Below are 26,023 nucleotides of genomic sequence, written 5' to 3'. Positions count from 1 at the left end.
TTAAGTACTTTTTCGGAATAACCTAATTAGGATTCTTCCTCAAAATTTTAAAAATGCAGTACGCCAGCAGAAATAAATAAACATAATTTACTGTTTCCGGGATGCTTCTAAATCTTATGGAATAACTAATAACGAAAAACGAGCAACTAACAACTATTTAAACGGTTTGCGCAGCTACGGCTTCGCCGATGGTATCCCAGGTAAGTTCGCCGCTGGCAATCTTCGCTTTTAAATCCGGCACGGTGTCGAGCATGGTTTTCGCTGCCGGGTAATTGCTTTCGGCGCATACCAAAGCGGCGGCTTGTTGTTCTGTATCGTTGGGTTGGGTAAATAACTTTTGAATATCGGGCCAGATAGCGGCGTCTACGAACGGACCCACGTTGCGCCAAACTTCCGGGCTTAAAGTACGGCCGGCGGCCCAGCGCTCGTGCGCAAAATCCGACAGCATTTGGGTTAATTTCAAATTTCGGCGATTTTCTAAACCGTAGATCCGGTACAACGACCGGCTGGTAAAGATCGATTTTAAGACTAACTGGTTCCAGGCTTCTTCGGGCAAATAATCGTGCGGATACGGATTTTGTAAGGCAACGGCTTCAAACACCAAAGTCATGTTCGTACGCACGCCTTCGGCGAGGCGCGGGATGAGTTTTTCCGGATACGGTAGAACGGGTAAAGCCGCGTACAAAGCCACTAGTTCGTTTACGTCGGCGGTAGCAAACAATTTATCCAGGGTTTTTACATACTCTTCCGGCGATTGGTGCGGCAACGACAAAGCTAATAAAGTGCGGGCCGTTTGGTCGGCGGTCCAGCCTGTCGGGTTAAAACCTGGGCGTAAAGCTTGCGCCGCCGCGAGGTCCGTTTCGGTAATTTCCAATTTCTTTTTCCCGACAAACCGGGGAGCCATACTAAAAGCCTGAAAAATTTGCTTTCGGTTCGCGCTTCGGCTAATTGTTTTTCGAGCCAGGTAATTCCTGGGGGCGTGGTGGCGCGGGTAAGAAGTTCCGTTAAAAAGTTTTTTACAGATTCTTGGTCAGCTGTTGGCATATCAGAAAAGAACAGGTTTAAGTGAAAGCAGCTTTTCGATGATAAAAGCTTACGCATTTTATTACCCAAAAGGTGCTGCTTATTTGCTTTAGCACGTCAAATGTAACAATATTTACTTCTGAATGGCAAAATATTAGGTTTCTTTTATATTAGAAATGATTTTTATCATTGCCTTTTACTTTTGATTTGTAAAGCGCTATAATTTTTAAAATTTTCTAATTTTTGAAGGTGCTTGGGAAGTGAGCAGAAGCATGGGTTTTGTAGTTGCATCGCTTGTGCTTTATATTTTACGATGACGCGGATTTACTTCCGTGTCTTTTAATTTAAAAAGCTTTCGTTTGCATAGCTGCGACTGTTACATTGGCTACTTACCAGTTAATTATTGTTCGCATAGCTGCCGGAGTTGCTTTATTGCTTAGTGAAGTTGTTTCATTGCTGAGGTATTTGTTCTTTTTGTCTTGATACAAAAGAACCAAAAAGATCAAGACGCTAAAAACTCGCTGACCGCTCGAACAGTTTAGCGTCAACACTTGCACCTGGCTCAGGCTATCTGTTGCATGGCAGACTGACAAAATTTTTAAAATTTAAAAAAGTGGACGTTCGTTCTGGTTTGATCAAACAAAAAGCACTTACTGTGGAAGGTAAGTGCTTTTGTTGAATAGCCTGAATATGGATTGCTGTACCAGGTATTTTTTATTTCATGGGGGAGTAATCCGTCGGTTTCATGTAAACCGATTCTACTTTGGTGGTTAAAGATCCGCCTCCTTTTACTTCCGAAGCTGCTTTTACTTTTACCCACTCCGGATCTACCCGGAAAGCATCGAAAGAAGCTAAGCCGGCTTCCTGGCTTTTATGCGCTAATAGATAAACCAAGGTATTTTCGGCTCCCGGCTGGCCCGCTACCGGATGAAAGTAAACAATGTTTTCCATACCGTATTTGCTAAATAATCCCATAGTATGGTCCCGGAAACGGGCATCGAGGTTTACTAAGTTATTGGGCGTGGTGGTATACGTGCGTAGCTCAAAAGTACGCTCCGGCGTAGCTTTTTTCAAGGTAATGGCCGGCGAATAATCAGTCGTTTCCATAAACAACTGGTCTACTTTAGCTACCAGTTTACCGTTTTCTTCGGATTTAGAAGCCACTTCTTTCCACTCCGGATCGGAGCCGAAAGCCTGCCAGGAAGCATCACGGGCTTCGCGGTTCGGGTAAGCCAGAATATAAATCAGTTTATTGTCTGGATTCTCCAGGGGTAGCCAGTAGCCAATATTGGTCATGCCGTGTTTTTCAAAAATCCGGGTAGTATTGGTCCGGAATCGGTTTTCCAGGTCGGCTAATTTGCCGGGATGCGCGTAATAAACCCGCATTTCAAACAAACGGGTGTCTTTCGGGCCAGCCATCGCAGCAGAAGTACTCGTGGAGGATTGTGCGCCGGAACCGGATTTACAGCCAGAAATAATTAAAATACCAGAAAAAGCTATTAGTAGAAAGTAGTGCAATTTGCGCATAAGGTTAAGGGTGTAGAAATCTAAAAATGAGCAAAATTTTTAACTGCTATTAAATCAATGACTTACTAAAGTATGGTCAAAAAAAATCGGACCGGTACAAGTATAGTAATTATTCCGTTAGAAAACTTAAGCACAGAGCCGCTTTTTATACTGAATTTTTGCAGCGATTCTTACAGAGGAAAAGTAACGTTATAAGATTGGCTAAAAAGGTTGATTTTAAGCTAATAGCCAATAAGCCAGACCAGCTGCCGTAAGCTGCATGGTTAAATTATCGAGGCCGTGGTTGCTGACTGATTCAATAGCGGCACCGCCTAGTCCACAAACAACCGCGGTTTTTAAGCAATTTGATAACGGATAGCCAATAAAGTAAAGCCCCAGAAAAGCCACCACGATACTCACAAATGCTACGGCGCCGGAGCCTTCTAAACTACGAGTGGCCTTTACGCCCAGCAACGATGGCACCTGGTAGCGGTGTTTGCCCCAGCGCGAACCCACTGGCTCGCCTACGGCATCGCCCCAGCCACCTACCAGATAGCCGATGAAGGCAAATTTTAAAAAAAAGAGGTTTGATAGAACGCCACCTAGGGCAGTAGTTATTAAAGGTATTAAAATAAATAAAGTACGATGTGGCCGGTCGGATTGCCGGGCCATTACCTCGTAGAAGGGGAAGTGGTCGCCTTTAAATACCGCATATAACACGAATAAACTTACAATACTGCCAAACAATATAACCGCGGGTAAACCGTACTTTACCTGAAAAATGCTGGCGGTAGAAAAAATTAAAAAATGAAAAATTTTACGAGTGTAAGCTGTGCGTACCCGGTGCTGCTTTTTTAAATGCGAAACCAATAAAGCTACTACCAACACGTACCCAAAAATAAACGGACCGAGTTGCCAGATTAATTCCCAAGAGGGAATGGCACGTTCCAGAAATTGTTGCAGCATAAAACTAGTTTGATGATGATGGTATACACCAGTACTTTTAATGCTCACTATAAGTTGTGTTGGTTCTTAATCCAGCATTAAGCAAGAATATTTCCTTGGGTCAACTTAAAACTGTTAGAAAACAAAAAAGGCCAGTTAACGGGAAAGTCAACTGGCCTTTGATAGAACTCAAAAGAATTTTTTAAAAAATTTCTTTGGCGATGGCGGCGGTTGCCTCGGATTTACTCATGGTATAAAAATGCAGGCAAGGCACCCCGAATTGAACCAACTCTTTACACTGCTGCGTGGCCCATTCAATACCTACCTGGCGTACCGCTTGCGGCGTTGGAGCGCTATCAATGGCCTGCACTAAATCATTCGGAATATCGATGTGAAACAAGTTGGGTAACATGCGCAATTGGTTCTTTACGGTAAGCGGTTTAATGCCCGGAATAATGGGTACGTTGATGCCATGTTCGCGACAAGCTTTTACAAAGTTGAAATACTTTTGATTATCGAAAAACATTTGCGTAATGATGTACTGCGCGCCCATGTCAACTTTCATCTTCAGGTATTTCAAATCGATTTCCAGATTGGGCGCTTCACTGTGTTTTTCGGGGTAACCGGCTACGCCGGCGCAAAAATTAGTAGGCACCGGGTTGGCAATGTCTTCGTCCAGATAGTTGCCGTTATTCAAATCACAAATTTGTTTGAGTAAATCTGATGCGTATGCATGTCCATCAGGATGCGGCCGAAACTGGGTTTCGGTTTTAATAGAATCGCCGCGTAAAACCAGCACGTTATCAATGCCCAAGAAGTTAAGGTCCATTAAGGCATTTTCGGTTTCTTCCCGGCTAAAGCCTCCACAAATAATATGCGGTACGGCATCTACATTGTATTTATGCATAATAGCCGAGCAAATGCCTACGGTACCCGGCCGTTTGCGAATGCTGATTTTTTCGAGCAAGCCATTTTCTCGTTCCTTAAACACGTATTCTTCGCGGTGGTAAGTAACGTTAATAAATGGCGGCTTAAACTCCATCAACGGGTCGATGCCGTTGTAAATGGATTGGATGCTGGTACCTTTTACCGGCGGTAAAATCTCAAAAGAAAAAAGCGTTTTTGTCGCGTTTGCGATATGTTCGGTTACTTTCATGTCAGGAATTATGAATTAAAAATTAGAAATTAGAAATGGCCGAAAATTTTAAATTTTTGCTCCGGAGCCAAGTCTAATTTCTAATTCATAATTTCTAATTTTATTTTATTTAGTTATCGTACCCCAGGTTAGGCGCCAACCAGCGCTCGGCTTCACTTAAAGTCATGTTCTTGCGCTTGGCGTAATCTTCGGCCTGGTCTTTATCTATTTTACCTAAGCCAAAATAACGGGCTTTCGGATGCGAAAAATACATGCCCGATACCGCCGCGGTGGGGTACATGGCCATACTTTCGGTTAAGGTTATGCCGGTATGCTTTTCGGCTTGCAACAGTTCAAACAAGGTCAGCTTTTCGCTGTGTTCCGGACAAGCCGGGTAACCCGGTGCCGGACGAATACCCTGGTATTCTTCGGCAATTAACTCATCATTGGTTAATTGCTCCTGCGGCGCGTAGCCCCACAATTCTTTCCTAACTTTCTCGTGCATTAATTCGGCAAACGCTTCGGCCAGGCGGTCGGCCAGGGCTTTGATCATGATGCTGTTATAATCGTCGTGGTCGGCTTCGTATTGCGCAATTAACTTATCAATGCCCAAACCAGTCGTTACCGCAAATCCCCCGATGTAATCGTTTAATCCGCTTTCTTTCGGAGCAACAAAATCGGCGAGCGCTAAGTTTGCTACGCCCGAACCTTTCTTGCCTTGCTGCCGCAAAGTCCGGAAAGTAACCTGGCTGAGTTGCCGGCTTTCGTCGGTATACACTTCCATATCGTCGTCGTTTACGGTATTGGCCGGGTAAATGCCAACTACGGCGTTGGCTTGCAATAATTTTTCTTTTACTACTTTTTTAAGTAATACCTGCGCGTCTTCAAAAACCCGCACCGCTTCGGCTCCCACTACTTCGTCGTTTAGTATTTTGGGATATTTGCCGTGCAGTTCCCAAGCCTGGAAGAATGGCGTCCAGTCGATGTAATTGACAATCTCGCTGAGCGGATAATCGGTGTATACCTGAGTACCTAATACTTTGGGCGTGTACACGTCTTCGGCGCGCCATTCAATCGGAAACTTGTTGGCGCGGGCTTCGGGTAACGTAATAAACTGCTTGTCTTTTTTGCGGTTCAGGTAAGTGTCGCGCAGTACTTCGTATTCGGCTTTTACGTTTTTGGCGTAAGCTTCTTTTTGTTCGGGTTGCAGCAGGTTGCCTACTACCGGCACCGTACGTGATGCATCTAGTACGTGAACTACCGGACCGCTGTAGTTTTGGTCGATTTTAACGGCGGTATGCGCCCGCGACGTGGTAGCGCCCCCAATAATAAGCGGCGTTTTAAAATTCAGGCGCTCCATTTCTTTGGCCACAAATACCATTTCGTCCAGGGAGGGCGTAATTAAACCACTTAGCCCAATAATATCCGCGTTTATGTCAATGGCGGTTTGTAAAATCTTATCGCAGGAAACCATCACGCCTAAATCCACGATTTCGTAGTTATTGCAGGCCAGCACCACGCCTACTATGTTTTTGCCGATGTCGTGTACGTCGCCTTTAACGGTAGCTAATAATACTTTACCGGCGTAGCGGCTGGCCCCACCCCCGGCCCCTCCCCGGGGGAGAGGGGAGTTTTCTTTTGATAGCTCTTTGTGGAGTTCTTTTTTATAGTTTGGAGTACCGTTTGGAGGTTTTGCTCTACTTCGTTGTTGGTGATGCGCAGTACCCGGTAGCCTAAACCTTGCAAGAATTCGGTACGAAGTGTGTCGTATTCCTGCTGTTGTTCGTGGTATTCGCCGTCTACTTCTATTACTAATTTTTGTTTTAGGCAAATAAAATCGACAATATAGTCTTCAAAAGCATGTTGCCGCCGGAACTTAAATCCATCCAACTTCTTACCCCGCAGCTCCTGCCATAGTATATTCTCTGCTTTAGTTGGGGTTTTACGATGCACCCGCGCTAATTCTTTTAACCTAGTATATTTTTCAGGGGGTATCGGTTTAACATAATTATCAGCAAAGCTCCCCTCTCCTCCGGGGAGGGGGTGGGGGTGGGGCAACAAAGCTGCTACTCTATCCTTTTCCGCTTCAATAAACGGGAGTAAATACGCCACCGCTTTTTTCATCACGCGGGCGCTTTTGACTACCTGCGGTAAAAACATTTTACCGGCACCGAATAAATCGCCTACCACATTCATCCCAGCCATCAAGGGACCTTCAATTACTTCCAAAGGCCTTTCGTATTGCTGACGGGCTTCTTCAATATCAATGTCAATGTAATCGGTAATGCCTTTTACCAGCGAGTGCGTTAAACGTTCCTGCACGGGGGCGTTGCGCCAGGCTTCGTCTTTTACAATTTCTTTGCCTTTGTTTTTTATTTTTTCGGCGTGTTCAATCAAGCGCTCGGTGGCATCGAGCCGGCGATTAAACAATACATCTTCTACTAACTGGAGCAGGTCTTTCGGAATTTCTTCATACACCTCAATCTGGCCGGCATTTACAATTCCCATGTCCAGCCCAGCTTTAATGGCGTGGTATAAAAATACTGTGTGAATGGCTTCGCGCACCAAATCATTACCCCGGAAGGAGAAGGATACGTTACTTACCCCACCGCTCACGCGCACCCCCGGCAAGTTTTCTTTTATCCAGCGGGTAGCGTTAATAAAGTCGATGGCGTAATTGTTATGCTCCTCCATGCCCGTAGCCACGGTGAGTATATTGGGGTCGAAAATAATGTCTTCGGCCGGAAAGCCTACTTCTTTGGTCAGGATGTTGTAAGCGCGTTCGCAGATTTCAATGCGGCGTTCGTAAGAATCAGCCTGGCCTTGTTCGTCGAAAGCCATTACTACCACGGCCGCACCGTAACTCAGTACTTTACGGGCAATTTCTTTAAATTTTTCTTCGCCTTCTTTTAAGCTGATTGAGTTAACAATGCCTTTACCTTGCACACATTTTAAACCAGCCTCAATCACGCTCCACTTCGAGGAGTCAATCATGATGGGTACGCGCGAAATATCAGGCTCGGAGGCAATTAAATTTAAAAAATGAACCATGGCTTTCTCCGAATCGAGCATGCCTTCGTCCATGTTCACGTCGATAATCTGGGCGCCATTTTCTACCTGTTCGCGCGCAATAGCTAAAGCTTCTTCGTATTGCTCATTCAGAATAAGCCGAGCGAATTTCTTGGAACCGGTTACGTTGGTGCGTTCGCCAATGTTCACAAAGGTAGAACCTTCGAAGATCGTGAGCGGCTCTAAACCGCTTAATTTGGGTAAGGCGGGTAATTGCGGAATAGCGCGGGGCGGATATTTAGCTGCTTCCTGGGCAATGGCTTTAATGTGCGCCGGCGACGTGCCACAACAACCCCCGATAATATTGACAAAATTGTTTTCCAGAAAATCGTGGATATGCGCGGCCATTTGCTCCGGTGTTTCATCGTACTCGCCAAAAGCGTTAGGCAAACCGGCATTCGGGTGCGCACTTACGTAAAACTTCGCTTCTTTGGCTAGGGTTTGTAAGTGCGGCCGTAATTGTTTCGCGCCCAAAGCGCAGTTTAAACCTACGCTCAGTAAAGGTAAATGCGAAATAGAAAATAAGAAGGCTTCTACCGTTTGACCCGATAAAGTCCGGCCGCTGGCGTCGGTAATGGTACCCGATACCATGATGGGGATGCGTTTGCCGGTGCGCTGCGAATATTGATCAATGGCAAACAGGGCGGCTTTGGCGTTGAGTGTATCAAAAATAGTTTCTACCAGTAAAGCATCTACACCACCGTCAATCAAACCTTCAATCTGCCCGGTATACGCTTCTACTAATTCGTCGTAGGTAATGGCCCGGAAGGCCGGGTTATTTACATCCGGCGACATGGAAGCGGTACGATTGGTCGGGCCAATGGAACCCGCTACAAAGCGCGGCTTATCCGGGTTTTGCGCGGTATATTCATCGGCTACTTCCCGGGCTATTCTGGCCGACTCGTAATTGAGTTCGTACACCAAGTCTTCCATGTGGTAATCGGCCATACCCACGGTAGTAGAGCTAAACGTATTGGTTTCGGCAATGTCGGCCCCGGCGGCAAAGTAATTCGCGTGGATTTCCCGGATAATATCGGGCCGGGTAATGGAAAGTAAATCGTTATTGCCTTTTAGGTCGTGCGGAAAATCCCGGAAACGTTCGCCGCGGTAATCGGCTTCGGTGAGTTGGTAGCCTTGAATTTGCGTACCCATGGCGCCATCCAGCACCAGGATGCGTTTTTTTACTTCTTCTTCTATGCGTGTCATCGTGTTATAAGCAAAAAAAGATTAACCCTTCTGGAGGGCGTAATTTTTTGCTTATCAAGAGTTTTGAGCTGAGTTTTTCAGGCGAAACGCCTTTTCTACCCTCATCTTCCCCCACGGTGTGCACCGTTCGGGGCTGGAAGTAGCACCCTGCCAGCCAGGGTTGCTAAGACATCAACGGGCCAAGTCCCTCCGTCTTTCTTGATAAGTGGTGCAAAGATAACACGATGATTCTTATTGTGCAAATACCAAATGTATTTATAAATAACAGAGGTTTAGGGTAGAATCTTATAAAAAATTTAAAAATAAGCTTAAGATTAAAAAATTAACAACTACATCTCATTAATGATTTTTTTAAAATCAGGCTATCAGATAAAAGGTGGAATCTAGATGAGATTGGACAAATCCTGAATACTATTTAATTTGTTTGTAAAATAGAGAAAAACAAGCCCCGAATTAATGAAAGAGGCTATAGTAATTCGGGGCTTAATTTAAGAGAGATGGCAAAAGAATTTATTCAATAAGTAATTTGCCGCTTTGCAATACCTTGCCATTTTCGGCTAAAATCTGGTAAAAATAGATTCCGTTGGCTATGGTTGGTAACGTAATGCGGGTATTTAGCTTATTTAACTCGGTTATTAAAATTTGTTGCTGCAGAGCGTTATACAATACATACCGGGTGCGGGGCAGTTGCTTTTGATTTTTTACCCAAAAGTGATTTTGCGCCGGATTCGGATAAACTACAAATAAATCTTTTTGATCAGGGGCTACTTCTCCGGGATCCGGATTAATGCCACCACTTACCAGTTTGGGGGTAGCTACCAGCGTAATGGTAAAATCTTGCTGCGCCAGCACGCCGTTTAATTCGGAAGTACCCCGAAAAACTAAAATATACGGTTGGCTACGCCGCCAGGCTTCTTCGGGGTTTAAGGTTAGCTCGGCCGTGATGCTATTGGTAGTGGCTGTGGTATCTATTGTAAACGGTTGCCATTGATATAACTCCGAATAAGCATTCAGGTTTGTAGCTTGGCCGCTGGTTTGGTATTTTACTTTTAATTCGAGCGGTTGACCTGGAGTTAAGGAAATCTGATTGTCATCGGTAATTGAAAGTTCGGAGCGGTTTTCGATGGTAAAAACTTGGGTGAAATTGTTAGGGTCTGGCGTAACCATAACTACGAAGTCGCGCAGGGTACTGCCTATTATCCGGTTATTCCTAAATTTTTTTACGCGTACGGCAAAACTGTAGCGGCCAAGCAGACCGGGCTTATCCCAAATAAATTCGCCGGTTTTAGAATTAAGACTTACCTGTTGCGGCAAAGTGTAGCCTGTTACGTTTTTTACCGAAAAGTTGTCATTAGAATTGGAATTGGTACTACTTAAGAGCGTGATTAACTCGTATACTAAACTATCTTTATCTAAATCAGTGGTAGCCAGGCTATGCCGGAAAGGTTGATTCTGTATGGCGCAGGGAAGAATTGGTAGAATAAACCGAGGCGAAGTATTTACTTTCTCAAATGCATCAGCCGTTATTTGGGCAGTAATAACAAAAGCTTGATCCACTGCATTTTCAATATTTTGAATTTGTTTGTCACGGTTTATCTCCCGGTACGCAACCGTATAAGTGCCTGGGCCGGCAAAAGTATAATCAAAATAATAAGTAGACCGGTAAACGGCAACACAAGAGCTTTCAATTAATTTTTTACTTGCTCTATCAGAAGTACGGAAGATTCCATCGCCAAAATACAAAGTAGAGGAAGGCATATCGGCCACGGTGTTTCCATCCTGATAAATAACTAATTTAAAAAAATAGTGCAGTGGATTGGCTAAAGCGGTGGTATCAGACTGGTACATGATTTCACCGCCTAATATATGGGTGGCTTGTACGGGTTTAACCAGCCCCAACGAGAAAAACAACAAACAAAGCAGGGTAGAAATGGATTTAGCCATTGGCGTATAGCGTTAAAGTTTTATCAAAAGCGTAAGGTAAAATATTAATGGAAATTTGAAATTTGATCGATCCTGCAAATAATTAAATCGGAACGCCAGAAATTTTTAAAAAAATACTAAGTGCGGTCAAAGCTTTATTAACCACATTTCTTAGGCTATCCTCAGGTAGAAATTATCAATACTAAAAAAGTAGAACAAAGAGTTTGGCCAAACCCAGTAGTAAAGTTTTGGCTTATGGTTTTTAATAGTTTAGGTAAACCCATCAACTTCCCGGGTAGTTGTTTTTAACAGACTACTCAGGCCCAGGTTGCTCCCAAAATTTAATGCTAGGAATAGAAAAGTTATTGAAATAAATAACGGGTAAATTGTTATAAATGAGGTGTTTTTTTAAAAAATTACAAGTAAGTAGGCTCCACATGAATAAGCACATCGTACACCGACGGTTTCTGGCGCATTACTTCGGCTTTTACCGCGTGGGCAATATCGTGGCCTTCGCGCACCGATAAATTACCGTCCACAATAATGTGTAAATCCACGAAATACTCGAAGCCCATTTTACGCACCAGGCATTTATCCAGGCCTTGCACCTGGGGCACGGTGGCGGCAATATTTCGGACTTCGTTGGCGAAGTCGGAGGGCGGGGCTGCATCCATGATTTCGGTGAAAGCGGGCATAAAAATGCGGTACGCATTAATCACAATAATAACGGAAGCAATCAACGCGGCCCAGTCGTCGGCGCTTTCGTAACCTGGGCCACCAATTAAGGCAATGGCAATGCCGATGGCGGCCGTTAAAGAAGTAATCGCGTCGGAGCGGTGGTGCCAGGCATCGGCTTTTACGGCGGCACTCTCTATTTCGGAACCTACCCGGTTGGTATACCGGTACATGCCTTCTTTTACCAAAATTATGATTACCAGAATAATTAAAGTAAACGGTGCCGGCGAAGTATGCGGCGTAAGAATATGATCTACGCTTTGAATGGCGATAAAAATAGCGGCACCAATTAAAGATAAAGCAACCATTATCGCGGCCAAAGGCTCGGCCTTGCCGTGGCCGTACGGATGATCCTGATCGGGTTCTTTCGAAGCCGCCCGCAAGCCAACCCAAACAATAAAAGAAGTAAAAACATCCGAAGCCGATTCAATGGCGTCGGCGATTAAAGCGTAGGAATTGCCAAAATAACCCGCCAAAGCTTTTATGGCTACCATGCATAAATTAGCCACAATGCCCAGCAAGGTAGAACGTAAGCCTTTTTCGGCACGTTGGGCAGTGGTTCGCGGATGAGTCATTTAGTATTAAGTTTTAAAAGCAGTAATCTTGCTTTGCGTTACGGGAGCGCAAAGGTAAATTATTTACTCTTTAACTGAATACCAGAACAAGTAGTTTTTAAGCGCTAAAAGATTTGCGGTTGGTATCTGGTGAGAGTCAAAAGAATAACTTTTCTGCCCTTTAACGGTTTCTTTAAAAAGTAATATTATGAAAGAAGCAACCGAACAAGAAACCGCGTACCACCGCTTTAACGAATTAGTAAACATGAGCCCTGCCGAAATAGAAAGGTGGCTAAGCACCGAAGAATCAAACAAAGTAGGGCAGGATAGTGGCGATGGCGAGTCAATCGGGCGAAAATCGGCCCGGCGCATTATAGAAATTAAAAAAACGAAAAAAGCGGATCTACAAGAAGCCGATTACGAGCACATGCACAAAGTTATTTCGTACATCAGTCGGCACATGGCGCAGCAACCAACCCACGACCTGGAAACCAGCAACTGGTTATACTCCCTTAAAAACTGGGGGCACGATCCGCTGAAAAAATAAGAAGCAGTATTGGTTAAAAGGGAGGACTTGGTAATTAGCTTACCCGCTCCGGTAGCGTGCAACCGCTAAAACCACCAGATTTTTAAAATTTCTGATGCCGGTAAGCTGCTTTTCCAGGATAAAAATTAAGAGCCGGAATTGATTTGTTTTACCATGCCCATGATACCATTTTTCTCTAGTTCAGCTTTGGCTTGTTCGGCCGCACTCCGGTCGTTGAATTTACCGGCCACTACCCGGTGTATTTTTTTGCCGTTTACCGTATCTTCGCTGGTTGCAATGGGTAATTCCTTAATAAAAGCTTTGATTTTGTCGGAGAAAGATCTCGCTTTATCGGGGTCTGAAAAAGAACCGGCCTGAATGACAAAATAAGAGGTAGCCGTAAAAAGCGGACTAACAACGGGCGTCAGCATTTCCTGCGATTCGGGTTCTTCCAGCGTTATTAACTCTTCGGCGGTTGTAGCGCTTAAAACCTGCACTTTTACTTTGGTACCACCGCCTACATTAATCCGGCGGGCGGCGGCTTCCGATAAATCAATGATGTGGCCTTTGCGCCGGAAAGAACCCCGGTCGTTTATTTTTACTACCACGCTTTCTTGGGTGACAATATTCGTTACTTTTACTTTAGTGCCGAAGGGGAGGTATTTGTGGGCGGCAGTCATTTGATTTTTATTGAAAACTTCGCCGCTGCTGGTTTTTTTGCCGTGATGTTGCGAGCCGTACCAAGTGGCCGAACCAGTAGTAGATCCTGTGTTTTGTGCAAATCCTTCGAAAGAAAGGCTGCAAAAAATTAAGAAAGTAAAGCTGAATACATAAGGTAGTTTTGATAACATCATGTCTTCATTATTTGGTGGAAAGACAAATATAAAATAAAAATTTAGAAAAACTACATTACAGCCCTTTAGCGCTTGCTTGTATAAAGAGTAGTGGTAAGGAGGGCATTTTTAAGATAAGGCCTTGTAAGGGTTATAATGCAATGCTCGTCTTGGATAAAAACTACTAAATCACGTTTACAGGGTTAATTAGGTCAAATGAGCTTTGTTACCTGTATCAGAAGGTTTTTAGTAGAAGAATAAATTATAAAGCGGTTTTTGCTTTTTAGTACCAAATAATTATTTAAATTTTTATAAGTTTAAAGCTTATGGACTTTGGCAAAGTAACTGTATTAGAAGCAATCGATTTTAGCTTTCCGGTCGAGCCATTGGCTAACCAACAAGTACTGGCGCGCCAAAAAACAAGCACTTACTTAAAGCCCCAAGCTTACCTGGGTTGCCCCACCTGGACGAATAAAAGCTGGCTAGGTACTTATTATCCGGTCGGGTTACCGGCTAAAGATTTTCTTCGTTACTACAGCCAGCAGTTTAATACCATTGAGTTAAACACCACGCACTACCGCATCCCGGACGAAGCTACCGTAAGCAAATGGTGCGCGGCCGTGCGTCCGGATTTTAAATTTTGTCCGAAGTGGCCGCAACAAATCAGCCACGAGCAAGAGTTGCAAGGCGTAGAGAGTGCCACAACGGCATTTTGCACGTCGTTGCGGGCCTTTAAAGAAAACCTGGGCATGTCGTTCTTGCAATTACCACCGAGCTTTGGCCCGGATAAATTAGCGGTTTTAGAAAATTTCTTAACGCAAATACCCCGTGAAATACCGCTGGCTGTGGAAGTGCGCCACCCGGATTGGTTTACCGGTGAACAAGCTTTTGCGGACTTAGCGGCCCTGCTGGAAGCCTGCGCGGTAAGCACGGTTATTACGGATGTAGCCGGCCGGCGCGATGTGCTACACCTCCGACTCACTACCAATACAACTTTTGTCCGTTTTAATGGGTACCGCCACGATGCTATCGACTATGCCCGAGCAGACGCCTGGCTAAAGCAGTTGGTCATCTGGCTGGAACAAGGGCTGCAAACAGTGTACTTTTTTGTGCATTACGAAGACATCCTACATTCTCCGAAAGTAATCCGGTATATGCTCGATAAATTAGCTACCACCACTGCTATACCTGTTTCCCAAGAAGGATCTAAACCCATTTCGCAGCCTATCCAGGGTTCCTTGTTTAATTGAAATTGATTTAATTAATAGCTACCAGCTCTTTATTCTTACAGAAAAACAAAATTTTAAAAATTTTCTCCTCCTTGACTTTTTTGGATGGTGTTTACTGTCCATCGGTAGAACTCGTTTGTGAAGACACAAACGACGGCGTTGCCAATTGCTTGTGCCTTCCTAAACGGCCTAAGAAATATTTTTATATAAGTCCGGATTTTTAAATAATGGAACTTAATGCCAATAAAAAAAGGAGTTAATTTTACATTAACTCCTTTTTTTGCTTTTCTGATTTAATCTGGTTGTTAATTACAATTTAAACAGATCGTCTTTCAGGTTTTTGTTTACTTCTACGCTCTGCACATTCGTGCTAATCAATTGATTGCCGGCCCGGAGTTGGGTGAGGTAAGGAACTTTTACGCCGCTTACTTCGCGGTAATCTTTTACTTCGGTTACTTGGGTGGCATTGCCGAGTTCGGTGGCCGTAATAACTACTTCGCGTATTTTTAAGCCGGTTTCTAAGTCGTAATACTGGTACAATTGCTGACCGGTAGGTAAAGTTAATTCCAGGCGATAAGCGCGGCGTCCTTCAATGCGTTCTAAAGTACTGAGGTTTTTCTTGACGCCTAAAGTATTGTAGCGTAAAAAGCTGTTCAGGCCGTATTGTATTTTTTGCTCCTGCACTTCCTGCGGGTCCATTACTCTGGTTCCGTTCTGACTGATTACTTTGCCTTTATTGCCGTTAATAATGGTTTTCTGAATTTCCAGGTCGCCCACCTTAATGGATTGCACCATTTTATCCGGCCCTTTAAAATACTGGGTATAGGTTAAATTGGCTCCCGTGGAAGTGATGGTGCTTCTTACAATTAAATCTTTTACTTTTTCCAGGTTAGCCCGGCCACCCACTGCTTGTATGTAGCTATCCAGCACTTTGTCGGCGGAGGCGCCGGCGGGTAAGGCTAAAGTGGTGCGTTCGGCTTTGTCGCCGGTGGGTGAGTAGTATTCCAAGGTGCCGTCTTTATCAAAACGCTTCAGGCGGTCTTCAATCTGGTCGGCGTTGCCTACCACCAGAATTACGGCCTGGTCGGGGTTCACGTATTTTTGGGCCACCTGCTGAATCGCTTCCGGGGTAACGGCGGCTACTTTCTTTAAATAATCGCGGTAATACTCTTTGGGTAAGTTATAGCGGGCCGTGTTTATGGCGAACAAAGCCACGGTGTTCGGGTCTTCCAGGGAGCGGGCAAACTCGCCGGTTACAATATTTTTAATTTTTTGTACTTCAGCCGCGGTCGCTTTCTCGGTCCGCAGGCGGTTTAATTCAAACAAGATTTCCTGCACGGCGCTGTCGGTTACAGCGTTGCGCACGTTGGTGCTAGCGGTAAACTCGCCGATGTATTTACTCGCCGATAAGTCGGAGTAAGCGCCGTAAGTGTAGCCGTGTTTTTCGCGCAGATTTTGGGTAAGCCGCGAGAAGCTGCCGCCCAGCATGGTGTTTAATACCCGCCCGGTAATGGCATCGTCGGTGCCAGGCTTTAAATCAGCCACGTTGGCAATGGCCAGTACACTTTGCACCGCTGCCGGCCGGTCCACGATGGCTACCCGGGTACCCGTTATAGGCGCGGGTTTCGCTACTTCGTTGCGTTTTACGTCGCCTTTCTTCCAGTTGGTAAAGTATTTTTTAGTCAACGATTTAGCTTCTTTCACCGAAATATCGCCCACAATGGCTAAATAGCCTACATTGGGTTTGTAGTACGTAGCATAATAGCCCTGAATATCGGCCAGGGTAATGTTGTTAACCGATTGCTCGGTGGGTACTTCGCCGAACGGGTGATCTTTGCCGTAGAGCAAAGTGCTGCGCACCACGCTTTGAACAAAGTTCGGGTCTGCTTGGGAATTAGCCAGATTCGATACTGTCTGTTTTTTAATTTTATCGAGTTCTTCTTGCTTAAAGTTAGGGTTCAGCACAACATCCGCGGCCAGTTCCATGAGTTTACCCACGTGCTTTTTTAAACCCGAAGCCGAAAAGCCATTCGCCGAAGGTTCGAGGTTGGCCCCGATGTAATCAATTTCTTCGTCGAGTTTTTCTTTGCTGCGGGTTTTGGTGCCGGTGCGCAGCATAGTGCCGGCAATATCCACGTACCCGTTTTTATCGCCTTGCTTAATGGGATCGTTATCCAGCACCAGCGACATGGAAACGACCGGTAGCTTATGATTTTCTACCACGAATACTTTTAAGCCATTTTTCAACTGAAAAGACGCAGCTTGCCCAACCTGAATATCAGGCGCCGGACCGGGCGGGGGCGGGGTTTGATTTTGCGCCAGCAGCGCCAAGGGGTAACAAAGAGTAAGCAGTAAACTATAAAAGATACGTTTCATTTTCTTGAGATTGAATAAAAGGGCATTGCGCTATTTAACCGGGGCAAATGCCGGATAACCAGTAATTTTTTTAAAATTAATTATTAGACTTAGGCAAGTAGTGCAAAACTACCCGGTTTTCGCGGGTGAAATACTGATTCGCCACCCGGGCCAGATCGTCTTTGGTTACCTTTAAAAAGTTTTGCAGTTCGGTATTAATCAGGTTGGTGTTTTTGTAGAAGGTATGATAGTTCGCTAATTGCTCGGCGCGGCCGGCTACCGTAAAGTTTTTCTGGACAAAGCTGTTTTCGATTTGGTTGCGCAGTTTCTGGAACTCCGCGTCGCTGATTTGTTCTTTCTTTACCCGCTCTATTTCGGCATCCATGCTCCGTTCTACTTCGTCGATGTTTACGCCGGCGTTGGCCACGGCAAAAGCCAGAAATAAACCCGGATCTTCGAGCTGCATCGGGAAAGAGCCCACGTACACCGCTTTTTGCTGCTGATCTACCAACGCTTTATTCAAACGGGCACTTTCGCCACCGGTAAGCAAATTAGTGAGCATGGTAATGGCGTAGTAATCCGGGTTGGTTTGCTCCGGAATATGGTAGGCCTGCACTACGGCGGGTAACTGCACATTATCAAATACAATTTCACGGGCTTCCTGGGTTTTAGGGGCTTCTTTTACGGTAGGCCGCGGTATTTCTTTGGTGCCTTTCGGGATAACGGCAAAATATTTCTGAATCAATTCTTTGGCCTGAGTTACGTTAATATCGCCCGCAATACTCAGGGTAGCGTTATTAGGTACGTAAAAGGTCTTATAAAAATCAACGAACTCACTTAAAGTAGCCTGATCAATGTATTGCGCCGAACCAATGGGAACCCAGCGGTACGGATGTTCCGAATACGCATTAGCAAAGGTTTTTTCCAGAATAGTACCGTACGGCTGGTTATCGATGCGTTCTTTTTTTTCTTCTTTGATTACGTTGCGTTGCGTTTCTACCCCGGCCTGGTCAATTTTAGCGCTGCGCATCCGCTCCGATTCCAGCCACAAGCCCAGAGCCAGTTGGTTAGAGGGTAGCACTTCGTAGTAGTAGGTACGGTCTTGGGAGGTGTTGGCGTTTAAAGTGCCGCCGGCGGTTTGCACTAAGTTGGTGTACTCGCCCCGTTTAATATTATCGGAGCCTTCAAACATTAAATGTTCAAAAAAATGGGCAAAACCCGTACGGTTCGATTGTTCGTTTTTAGAACCCACGTGGTACATTACCGATACTGCCACAATCGGGGTAGATTTATCGGGTTGCAGAATTACGTGCAAGCCATTGTCCAGGGTATATTCGGTAAAATCAATCTTGCTGCTTTGGGCACGCGCCAAAAAAGCTGTACACAACAGCAGGCAGGTAACAAATTTTTTTTTCATAAAAAACGTTGGAAATAATCAATAATTTAAAAGCAGGTTGAAGTTGTATAAAATAGTATGGAGGCTAGTGGTTTTACAGACTTGAGTTAAAAGCAAATATACACAAAAGTGCCAGGAATTATACGCCCTCTTCGGTAACCGGAAGATTTAACCGCGATTTTGCGTAAATCCGGCAAGCTATATTTAACCTTGAAAAGGAATTAATCCGGGTTAAAATTAAAATTTTAAAAATTTGCCCTTTGCGCTGGCGTATTTCGTTTACTAAACGATATTTCTTAATTTTCCTTGTTTTAAGCCGGGATTATTTGTCCGTACCTGTTATGAATAGTGAAGAAAACAAAAAAAACAGCTTTCCTGAAAAGTTAAATATGCTTCCGGAACTCGACCGCCGGGGATTTATTTTTAAAACAGCCCGGTTAGCGGGTCTTAGTTTGGGTTGGCGTTTACTGGCTGGCCCAGAAAAATTAGCGGCTCAAACCAAAAGCGTTTCTGCTGATAAATCGCCTTTACCGGCGGGCAAGCATCCGGATTTAATTTTGCTGAGCGATAAACCTTTGAACGCCGAAACGCCGCCGTACTTACTCGATGATGCCGTGACGCCCGCCGATAAACTGTTTATCCGCAACAACGGCTTAATGCCGGCTAATCTCGATGCCTCGTCCTGGACCCTGACCATTGATGGCGAATCGGTGAAAAAGAAAACCGTATTTACCCTGGACGATCTGAAGAAAAAATTCAAACATTATACCTACCAATTGGTACATGAATGCGCCGGTAACGGCCGGTCGGAGTTTAGCCCGGCGGGGCGGGGTAACCAGTGGACCACCGGTGGCGTGGGTTGCTGCGAGTGGACCGGCGTACGCTTGCGCGACGTGCTGGAAGCCGCCGGCATAAAGCCAGATGCGGTGTACATTGGCTACTACGGCAAAGACACGCACCTGAGCGGCAAAGCCGACGAAGTACCTATTTCGCGGGGCGTACCCATGCGCAAAGCCCTGGAAGACGAAGCTTTAATTGCCTGGGCCATGAACGGCAAGGCTATTCCGGAAGTGCACGGTTACCCGTTACGGGTGTTATTCGGCGGTTGGCCGGCCTCTTGCAGCGGCAAATGGCTAACCCGTATTTCTATCCGTAACAAAGTACACGATGGCGCCAAAATGAACGGCCACGATTACCGTTTACCTATTCACCCCATTGCGCCCGGCGCTAAAATTCCGGAGGACAACGAACACTTCCGGATTATTGAAGCCATGCCGGTAAAATCTTTGATTACTTACCCGAAAACCGGGGCGCAGGTAACGGCGGGCAAGGCCCTGGAAGTACGCGGCCACGCCTGGGCCGGCGATTTAAAAGTGAACGACATGCACGTTTCCATTGATTTTGGGGCTACCTGGCAAAAATGTACGTTAAAAGCACCCCGTAACCGCAATTGCTGGCAGCAATGGACAGCGCAGATAAACTTTCCGGATAAAGGGTATTACGAAGTGTGGGCCCGCGCCACCGATAGCACTAATAAAATGCAGCCCATGTTGGTGCCCGCCTGGAACCCCGGCGGTTACTTGAACAATGCCTGTCACCGGATTGCCGTGGAAATTGTATAGGCTGGTGGGGCGGCAAAAATTTAAAAAACACATGAAACCAAGCACAAAGCATAAAATAGCACGCCTAACCGGGCCAAAATTTAAAAAAATACTTTTAAGCTTGGCGTTAATAGCAGGAATCGTAAACTTTTCCAGCAGCTATTCTAAACCGGCTGTACTAAACAAGGCCGGTACGCACCCGCTGCGGCCAGCGAGTATTACAGATAGTATAGATCAAAAGACCGGATTAATTATGGCGCCGGGTTTTGCGGTGGTAAGTACTACTTGTGTGCGGTGCCATTCGCCCAAATTAATTACCGAAAAGCGCGCTACCCGCGAAGGTTGGCTGGCCACGATCCGGTGGATGCAGCAAACCCAGGGGTTATGGGATTTAGGTCCGCAGGAACCGGTTATACTGGATTATTTAGCGAAAAACTACGCACCGAAAAACGAAGGCCGGCGGCCACTTTTAAAAAATACGGAGTGGTATAAGCTTACTAATTAAGAAACTTTGTAAATTTCTCGTGGTAATTTTTTAAAGAAAATTCTAAAATCGGGTAAGGCTAAGAAGCGAAATGAACAGGAAACTTGTTCAATTTTTAAAAAAGGATGCCAATAAAAAACAAAGGGCCTCTTGTTAGTGGCCCTTTGTTTTTAATGCATAAATCCTGCAACGTAATTAGTTTAGAGTAGAATCAGTTGTAAATTGTTGTTTAATAATTATTTGTTGTTCTAATAACGAACAACTAATAACGAACAACTAATAACGAACAACTAATAACGATCAACTACTGGTTATTAATTAACGGAAGCGATGGCTAGGTACATTTTGTGTTGTTTGGCCGATAAGGCGCCGGCTAATTGTTGGTTGTAATCTTCCAGAATAACCTGCATTTTCTTCTTTTGCAGTTCCGGGTTCTTGGCGTACGTATCTTGTACCTCCTGAATGGCTATTAACTTCTGGAAAATAATATTTTTTACCCGGATATAGTCGGCTTCGTTTAAACCAAGTTTAATCGCCAGTTCCCGGGTTTGCTCAATGGCCTGAACTTTTAAACGTTCGTCGTTACCACGATCTGGGTTAGGGAAATTTAAAGGAGTGGCTTGGGCTGTTACCAGCGAAAGCATTAATAAAAGTAGCGTAAAAATCTTTTTCATTCTAATAAGTATGTATTAGTGGTTGGTGCTTAAGGCGTTCGGGTTACAGGTAGTATAAACTTATTTTGAAAAAATAGACCAGATGACGTAAATAATATATTGCTTTCTAGTAAAGGTTATGGTAGTTGTCATGCGTTTCTTTGTTTATGTTGGCTGTTCTTTTACCCTGCGCTTATTTGTTTTCGGCAGAAATATTCTTGTATATAATATTTTAAATAATAAATATAGTGTAAAGTATATGATTATATCTCAATTAAGCAAATTATGTTTCATTAATTTAAGATAAAAGAGCATTAAATTAGGTTAAGCCAGAATTCTACCGGGTAAATAAGACTATTTACCAGATGAACAAAATTATCTATTTACTTAAATAAGCTTAATTTTTATAAGAAAAGTAGTACTGGAGCTAAGGATTACAATCAAATATTCGGGAGCTTAGCTCATTACCGGTGTAAATTATTTAGGATGATAAATTTTACCCGGCATACTAAAAATCAGGATTCTTGTTGAGCAACAAATTTTACTTTGCTGTACCGTCAGGAAAATAAACTGCCGGAATATTAACTAGCCTTGCTTGATAAAACAAGAGTAGTTTTTTAGCTTACTAAGTGAGGCGAAAGTGTTGTTTGTTAAAAGGTAATTCCATGAAATATACGCTCTGTTTCTTTTTATTATGGATCAGCCAATTCGTATTAGCTGCTGATGGGGCAACCGTGCTTTCTCCGGATGGAGCCGTAAAAGTAATCATCCAAAATAAAGACCAGCTTACGTACGCGGTTTATTACAAAGATCACCCTTTGGTGTTACCCTCAGCTATTCGATTAAATGTAGCCCAGAGCGCAAACTTACCGGACGATCTAATTTTTAAAAAAACAACCTTAGAACTGCACCAAGCCACCATTATTTCGCCGGTTCCGGAAAAAAGAAAAATAATTCCGGATGTTTACCGCGAGCTTACTATCCGGTTTAAGCAGCCTTTTAGTTTAATCGTGCGCGTGTACAACGATGGAGTAGCCTGGCGTTGGCGCACGCACTTTAAAAATAATATTGAAATTAAAAACGAACTGGCCGAATTCCGCTTCCCGGGACCGGAACAGGTTTATTTTTCGCCGGTGCAACCCCGGAAAGATGCCGATGTTTACCATACCAGCTTCGAGGAGCCGTACCAAATTAAACCTTTGGATAGCATTACCACCCACCACCTTATTTTTACGCCTACTTTAATCGTTCCGGAAAAAGGCCCCCGTATCAGCATAACCGAATCGGACCTGGAAGAATACCCGGGAATGTTTTTGCGGGGTACCGGTAAAAATCAATTAACCGCTGCTTTTGCGCCTTACCCCGCAGAAGAAAAAATCATCACCAACGGCGAATTTCCGCAGGTCATTGTAACCCGGCGCAGCCAATTTATCGCCCGCACTATGGGTAGCCGCTCTTTTCCGTGGCGGGTTTTAATGATCGCTCCGGAAGATAAGGATTTGCCCCTGAATGATCTGGTGTACCGCTTGGCGGCCCCGTCGCGGGTAACCGATGTTTCCTGGATAAAACCCGGAAAAGGTACCGACGAATGGATTATTGGCATCAACTTGTTTAACGTGCCTTTTAAAGCCGGTATTAACACCGCTACCTACAAGTACTACGTTGATTTTGCCAAGCGCTTTAACTTTGATCGTATTATGCTGGATGCCGGCTGGAGCGATTACCAGGATCTTTTTAAAACTCATCCCGACTTGAACATTCCGGAGTTAGTGGCTTACGCCAAAGCCCAAGGCGTTAAATTAAGTATGTGGACGCTGGCCTTAACTTTAGAAAAACAACTGGAACCCGCTTTAGATCAATTTAATAAATGGGGTGTCGATTTTATTATGACCGATTTTATTGATCGGGATGATCAGAAAGCCGTAGATTTTTACCATAAAATAGCGGCGGCCTGCGCTCGGCACAAAATTATGCTGATGTTTCACGGGGCATTTAAGCCGGCCGGTTTTAACCGCACCTGGCCGCACGCGCTTACCCGCGAAGGCGTGCTGGGTTCGGAGTTTAATGTCTGGAGCCACAAACCTACGCCCGAGCACAACGTGCAATTGCCTTTTATCCGGATGACGGCTGGGCCAATGGATTACGAACCCGGTTTACTGGATAACGCTACAGCTAAAACTTTTCGGCCCATTGAAACCAAAGTAATGTCGCAAGGTACGCGTTGCCACCAGTTAGCCATGTTTGTGGTGTACGATAGCCCGATGCAGTTTTTCTCGGGTAATCCGTCGCAAGGTTTGCAGGAACCCGCTTTCATGGAATTACTGGGCAGCGTACCTACCACCTGGGACACTACCGTGGTACTGGAAGGTAAAGTTAGCGATTACATTATTACGGCTCGTAAAAAGGAGATGATTGGTACATCGGCGGCATGACGGATTGGACCAGCCGGGAGTTTACCTTGAAGCTCAATTTTTTAAATTCCGGTCCTTACGAAGCTACTATCTGCCAGGACGGTATAAATGCCGATCGGTATGCTTCGGATTATCAATTATTTACAAAAAATATTACCCGTAACGATTCCTTGCCCATTAAGCTGGCACCGGGTGGCGGTTTTCTGGTGAGGTTAAAAAAGGAGTAAAAACACCTACCCAATTACAAGAATAGCTCTCCGCTTTATAAAAATTTAAAAAAAGGTTATAAGCCAAAGAGACTTGACTTATAACCTGACAAACTTTTCGCGGTAAGTTTGGCGACCATCGTTGTATACTATTACGTAAATGCCGGGTCGTAAATTAGCAACATCCAGATCTATTAAATCACTATTGGGTTGGTAGCTGCGGGTGTAGATTTTGTGTAAACGGCCCACGGCATCGTATAAGTAAATGCGCAGCTGGCCACTTTCCTGCGTTACGTATTGCAGCCACAACGTATTTTCGGTAACCGGATTGGGCGCAATAGCAAAACCGGCCGGCACGGCGCGGGTAATCCGGGCAATAGGGGAATAACTAAAAGTCTGATCCGGGCTCACTACTTTTAACCGGTAATAACTAATTCCGGGCAAAGGTTTTACATCAGTAAATTCGTAAGCATTAGTGGCCGCATTTGGGCTAACTACGGTTAATTCGCGCCACGATGCGGCATCTTTGCTTCGTTCCAGGATAAAAGTACTAATTAAAAAATTACTGCTTAACGCCCAAGTAGCTCTTACTTCAATTTCCGATAGGGCTTCTGCGGCAAACTGAAGCGAATCCGAGGAAGGCGAACAATTCGTGACCGGTTGCGGAATCATACGGCCCGGACCGCACGAATTAGAAACAATATTTTGCACCATCGTAAACTGGCCGCCGGCTACATCGGTGCGGGCATCGAGGTGGCGACCTTCCTGACCCCGGGTAATGGCGTAATGCATTACGGTGCCGGGCTTAATAACATGGTTTAGCTGGTGCCCATGGCCCATTTCGTGTAAAGTTACTGTTTCAAAATCTACTTGGTTTGCTTGCGGAGAGCTGATGCTATAATTCCAGCGGGTAGATTGGTTAAATACTACGTCCATTTCGGCAACCCGCCACTGGTCGGCTATTTCACTACCGCAACCGGCGTAACGGCTAATACAGCGGGCCAGCACTCCCTGGGGCAGATCGCCTGCTTCGTCAAAACAAACCAAGTTTACGTTATCTTCGAGTGCTTCCGTTAAAGGCGCGGTGTTGCCTATGTTCCAGTTAATACCCGTATGGCACGACCAGTTATTTAAGGCCCGGGTAAAGGCTGCTTTGGCAGGTGCGTTCTGATCCATGTTCGACGAAAATTGAAAAGTATACCCGCCCCGTTCATTCGCATTTACCAAACGGGGAGAATAAAAGCCTTCCTCATAAATTACCTGGGAAACCGCGTATTCGATTACTAGCTTTTGCGCACTGATAACCGCCAGATCACTGCTGTTGGTAACTTGAAATTGACCGCTGCCAGGAGTATTGTTCGTGTTGTTCTTACCGGAAACCCGCACCTGAATTTCATTATCGGTCCAGAAAATATAATCGGCGTCCGAAACATCGATAAAGCTAGCCCCGCCATCATCGGCATTGCGAAACTGCACCAATCCCGTGCCCCGGCTACTGCCAAAGCCCGAACCTCGAATGGTCAGGAGGCTACCGGTACCGGCGGTTAAGGTATCCGGGGAAAAGCTGCTAATAGCCGGGGTGGATTTTGTTCGTAGATTTCCGGTTGCATTGCCAGAACCATTTGCCGGAACGGGCGATTTTATAGCCGGATTAGACCGCACTTTTTTAAAAATAGGAACAACCCGCCGAAGAGTCGGGTATAAATCCGAAGTAATATTGGGGTAAGTTTTAAAAGGTTCGGCGGCTTGCTGGCTCACCGCATTGTACCGGATAAAACCTTGCGCGCTGCTGTACACCGTAAAATCTACCACTCTTCGGCCGGCCGGCAACATCTTGGTTGGTGCCGGCACCAGGAAAAAAATACCTTGGTCTTTCTTTTTTAACTGTAAGGTACCGGTAAAAGAATGCATAGCGGCGCCTACCTGGCCGCCTTCGGTAATAGCGGTTATGGTTTCGGAAGCCGTACCTTTTAAAATTTTAAAAATTTGCAAAGTTTGGCGGGTGTAAATATTTTGGTGCGCCGCGTTCCAGTACGATTGCTGATCCACTACTTCGGCTTCTACGATCAGCGTAGCCGTTTGCGCGCGTTCTTCCAGATTAATGGGTGTTAGTAAGCAAGTTTCCTGGCCATAGCTATGGGTGGGTAGTAGCCAGCACCAACAAATACATAAAATAGCCGGAACAACAGTTAAAGAAAACTTTTTTATTTTACCAGAGCAAGATTGCGGCATG

General features: G+C 45.0%; 18 protein-coding genes, 1 pseudogene and 1 riboswitch. Of the genes and pseudogenes, 6 read left to right on the top strand and 13 right to left on the bottom strand.

Annotation, left to right across the window (positions count from 1 at the left end; all coding sequences use genetic code 11):
• Positions 1-157: 157 nt before the first annotated feature.
• The 8 genes and pseudogenes from AHMF7616_RS18705 to AHMF7616_RS18670 all read right to left on the bottom strand — a co-directional run bounded on the left by AHMF7616_RS18705 (position 158) and on the right by AHMF7616_RS18670 (position 12,117).
• The gene (locus tag AHMF7616_RS18705) at positions 158-904 is read right to left on the bottom strand and encodes an EboA domain-containing protein (protein ID WP_115374266.1); all 747 of its coding nucleotides are present in this window, start codon (positions 902-904) and stop codon (positions 158-160) included.
• Positions 905-1,737: 833 nt separating this feature from the next.
• Positions 1,738-2,550 (bottom strand): NIPSNAP family protein, encoded by an 813-nt coding sequence (locus AHMF7616_RS18700; protein ID WP_115374265.1) that lies wholly within the window; start codon positions 2,548-2,550, stop codon positions 1,738-1,740.
• A 216-nt stretch (positions 2,551-2,766) separates the two neighbouring features.
• A complete protein-coding gene (locus tag AHMF7616_RS18695; protein WP_115374264.1) occupies positions 2,767-3,495 on the bottom strand; it encodes a diacylglycerol/polyprenol kinase family protein in 729 nt (242 codons plus the stop codon).
• Positions 3,496-3,676: 181 nt separating this feature from the next.
• A complete protein-coding gene (gene metF, locus AHMF7616_RS18690; protein WP_115374263.1) occupies positions 3,677-4,630 on the bottom strand; it encodes a methylenetetrahydrofolate reductase [NAD(P)H] in 954 nt (317 codons plus the stop codon).
• 109 nt (positions 4,631-4,739) lie between these two features.
• Positions 4,740-6,212, bottom strand: a pseudogene (locus tag AHMF7616_RS18685) (vitamin B12 dependent-methionine synthase activation domain-containing protein); the annotation flags it as partial.
• Complete coding sequence (metH, locus tag AHMF7616_RS18680; protein ID WP_115374262.1) at positions 6,176-8,884, bottom strand: methionine synthase; 2,709 nt, start codon at positions 8,882-8,884, stop codon at positions 6,176-6,178. The gene metH and the pseudogene AHMF7616_RS18685, both read right to left, overlap by 37 nt.
• Positions 8,885-8,982: 98 nt before the next feature.
• Positions 8,983-9,092: riboswitch (SAM riboswitch) on the bottom strand.
• Positions 9,093-9,394: 302 nt separating this feature from the next.
• Positions 9,395-10,828, bottom strand: a complete 1,434-nt coding sequence (locus tag AHMF7616_RS18675; RefSeq protein WP_115374261.1) for a T9SS type A sorting domain-containing protein — start codon at positions 10,826-10,828, stop codon at positions 9,395-9,397.
• Between the two features lie 395 nt (positions 10,829-11,223).
• Complete coding sequence (locus AHMF7616_RS18670) at positions 11,224-12,117, bottom strand: cation diffusion facilitator family transporter (protein WP_115374260.1); 894 nt, start codon at positions 12,115-12,117, stop codon at positions 11,224-11,226.
• A gap of 187 nt (positions 12,118-12,304) precedes the next feature.
• On the opposite strand from AHMF7616_RS18670, the gene AHMF7616_RS18665 reads away from it, so the two are divergent.
• Positions 12,305-12,643, top strand: a complete 339-nt coding sequence (locus AHMF7616_RS18665) for a DUF3140 domain-containing protein (protein WP_115374259.1) — start codon at positions 12,305-12,307, stop codon at positions 12,641-12,643.
• A gap of 125 nt (positions 12,644-12,768) precedes the next feature.
• Here AHMF7616_RS18665 and AHMF7616_RS18660 read toward each other — a convergent pair whose 3' ends face one another.
• The gene (locus tag AHMF7616_RS18660; protein WP_115374258.1) at positions 12,769-13,476 is read right to left on the bottom strand and encodes a septal ring lytic transglycosylase RlpA family protein; all 708 of its coding nucleotides are present in this window, start codon (positions 13,474-13,476) and stop codon (positions 12,769-12,771) included.
• A 305-nt stretch (positions 13,477-13,781) separates the two neighbouring features.
• Here AHMF7616_RS18660 and AHMF7616_RS18655 point away from each other — a divergent pair, with 305 nt between their 5' ends.
• Positions 13,782-14,705, top strand: coding sequence for a DUF72 domain-containing protein (locus AHMF7616_RS18655; protein WP_115374257.1), 924 nt, complete (start codon positions 13,782-13,784; stop codon positions 14,703-14,705).
• 288 nt (positions 14,706-14,993) lie between these two features.
• Here AHMF7616_RS18655 and AHMF7616_RS18650 read toward each other — a convergent pair whose 3' ends face one another.
• Both AHMF7616_RS18650 and AHMF7616_RS18645 read right to left on the bottom strand, forming a co-directional pair.
• Complete coding sequence (locus AHMF7616_RS18650; RefSeq protein WP_115374256.1) at positions 14,994-17,060, bottom strand: M16 family metallopeptidase; 2,067 nt, start codon at positions 17,058-17,060, stop codon at positions 14,994-14,996.
• Positions 17,061-17,136: 76 nt separating this feature from the next.
• Positions 17,137-18,456, bottom strand: a complete 1,320-nt coding sequence (locus AHMF7616_RS18645; protein WP_115374255.1) for a M16 family metallopeptidase — start codon at positions 18,454-18,456, stop codon at positions 17,137-17,139.
• Positions 18,457-18,776: 320 nt separating this feature from the next.
• On the opposite strand from AHMF7616_RS18645, the gene AHMF7616_RS18640 reads away from it, so the two are divergent.
• Together AHMF7616_RS18640 and AHMF7616_RS18635 are read left to right on the top strand one after the other, a co-directional pair.
• Positions 18,777-20,057, top strand: coding sequence for a sulfite oxidase (locus AHMF7616_RS18640; RefSeq protein ID WP_233507644.1), 1,281 nt, complete (start codon positions 18,777-18,779; stop codon positions 20,055-20,057).
• Between the two features lie 31 nt (positions 20,058-20,088).
• A complete protein-coding gene (locus tag AHMF7616_RS18635) occupies positions 20,089-20,541 on the top strand; it encodes a hypothetical protein (protein WP_115374254.1) in 453 nt (150 codons plus the stop codon).
• 293 nt (positions 20,542-20,834) lie between these two features.
• Here the strand turns inward: AHMF7616_RS18635 and AHMF7616_RS18630 are convergent, their stop codons facing one another.
• Positions 20,835-21,194: a hypothetical protein gene (locus AHMF7616_RS18630; RefSeq protein ID WP_147275728.1), complete on the bottom strand. Its 360-nt coding sequence runs from the start codon at positions 21,192-21,194 to the stop codon at positions 20,835-20,837.
• A 644-nt stretch (positions 21,195-21,838) separates the two neighbouring features.
• Between AHMF7616_RS18630 and AHMF7616_RS18625 the strand changes: the two genes are divergently transcribed.
• Positions 21,839-23,605, top strand: coding sequence for a glycoside hydrolase family 97 protein (locus tag AHMF7616_RS18625; protein WP_233507643.1), 1,767 nt, complete (start codon positions 21,839-21,841; stop codon positions 23,603-23,605).
• Positions 23,602-23,811 carry a glycoside hydrolase family 97 C-terminal domain-containing protein gene (locus AHMF7616_RS27225; RefSeq protein WP_233507642.1) on the top strand — a complete coding sequence of 70 codons (210 nt, stop codon included), beginning with the start codon at positions 23,602-23,604 and terminating at the stop codon, positions 23,809-23,811. The genes AHMF7616_RS18625 and AHMF7616_RS27225 overlap by 4 nt, the downstream gene beginning before the upstream one ends.
• Positions 23,812-23,889: 78 nt before the next feature.
• Here AHMF7616_RS27225 and AHMF7616_RS18620 read toward each other — a convergent pair whose 3' ends face one another.
• Positions 23,890-26,022 (bottom strand): T9SS type A sorting domain-containing protein, encoded by a 2,133-nt coding sequence (locus tag AHMF7616_RS18620; RefSeq protein WP_115374252.1) that lies wholly within the window; start codon positions 26,020-26,022, stop codon positions 23,890-23,892.
• Position 26,023 lies beyond the last annotated feature (1 nt).

The organism is Adhaeribacter pallidiroseus (genome assembly GCF_003340495.1).
GTDB classification, from domain to species: domain Bacteria; phylum Bacteroidota; class Bacteroidia; order Cytophagales; family Hymenobacteraceae; genus Adhaeribacter; species Adhaeribacter pallidiroseus.
Note: the sequence above shows the minus strand (reverse complement) of the source record. Positions and strands in the feature narration are given on the sequence as shown.

Coding starts and splice junctions, on each gene's coding strand:
- AHMF7616_RS18675 (WP_115374261.1), bottom strand. CDS start 10,828: ATGGCTAAATCCATTTCTACCCTGCTTTGTTTGTTGTTTTTCTCGTTG.
- metH (WP_115374262.1), bottom strand. CDS start 8,884: ATGACACGCATAGAAGAAGAAGTAAAAAAACGCATCCTGGTGCTGGAT.
- AHMF7616_RS18660 (WP_115374258.1), bottom strand. CDS start 13,476: ATGATGTTATCAAAACTACCTTATGTATTCAGCTTTACTTTCTTAATT.
- AHMF7616_RS18655 (WP_115374257.1), top strand. CDS start 13,782: ATGGACTTTGGCAAAGTAACTGTATTAGAAGCAATCGATTTTAGCTTT.
- AHMF7616_RS18670 (WP_115374260.1), bottom strand. CDS start 12,117: ATGACTCATCCGCGAACCACTGCCCAACGTGCCGAAAAAGGCTTACGT.
- AHMF7616_RS27225 (WP_233507642.1), top strand. CDS start 23,602: ATGACGGATTGGACCAGCCGGGAGTTTACCTTGAAGCTCAATTTTTTA.
- AHMF7616_RS18650 (WP_115374256.1), bottom strand. CDS start 17,060: ATGAAACGTATCTTTTATAGTTTACTGCTTACTCTTTGTTACCCCTTG.
- AHMF7616_RS18625 (WP_233507643.1), top strand. CDS start 21,839: ATGAAATATACGCTCTGTTTCTTTTTATTATGGATCAGCCAATTCGTA.
- metF (WP_115374263.1), bottom strand. CDS start 4,630: ATGAAAGTAACCGAACATATCGCAAACGCGACAAAAACGCTTTTTTCT.
- AHMF7616_RS18635 (WP_115374254.1), top strand. CDS start 20,089: ATGAAACCAAGCACAAAGCATAAAATAGCACGCCTAACCGGGCCAAAA.
- AHMF7616_RS18630 (WP_147275728.1), bottom strand. CDS start 21,194: ATGAAAAAGATTTTTACGCTACTTTTATTAATGCTTTCGCTGGTAACA.
- AHMF7616_RS18700 (WP_115374265.1), bottom strand. CDS start 2,550: ATGCGCAAATTGCACTACTTTCTACTAATAGCTTTTTCTGGTATTTTA.
- AHMF7616_RS18695 (WP_115374264.1), bottom strand. CDS start 3,495: ATGCTGCAACAATTTCTGGAACGTGCCATTCCCTCTTGGGAATTAATC.
- AHMF7616_RS18645 (WP_115374255.1), bottom strand. CDS start 18,456: ATGAAAAAAAAATTTGTTACCTGCCTGCTGTTGTGTACAGCTTTTTTG.
- AHMF7616_RS18640 (WP_233507644.1), top strand. CDS start 18,777: ATGAATAGTGAAGAAAACAAAAAAAACAGCTTTCCTGAAAAGTTAAAT.
- AHMF7616_RS18665 (WP_115374259.1), top strand. CDS start 12,305: ATGAAAGAAGCAACCGAACAAGAAACCGCGTACCACCGCTTTAACGAA.
- AHMF7616_RS18705 (WP_115374266.1), bottom strand. CDS start 904: ATGGCTCCCCGGTTTGTCGGGAAAAAGAAATTGGAAATTACCGAAACG.
- AHMF7616_RS18620 (WP_115374252.1), bottom strand. CDS start 26,022: ATGCCGCAATCTTGCTCTGGTAAAATAAAAAAGTTTTCTTTAACTGTT.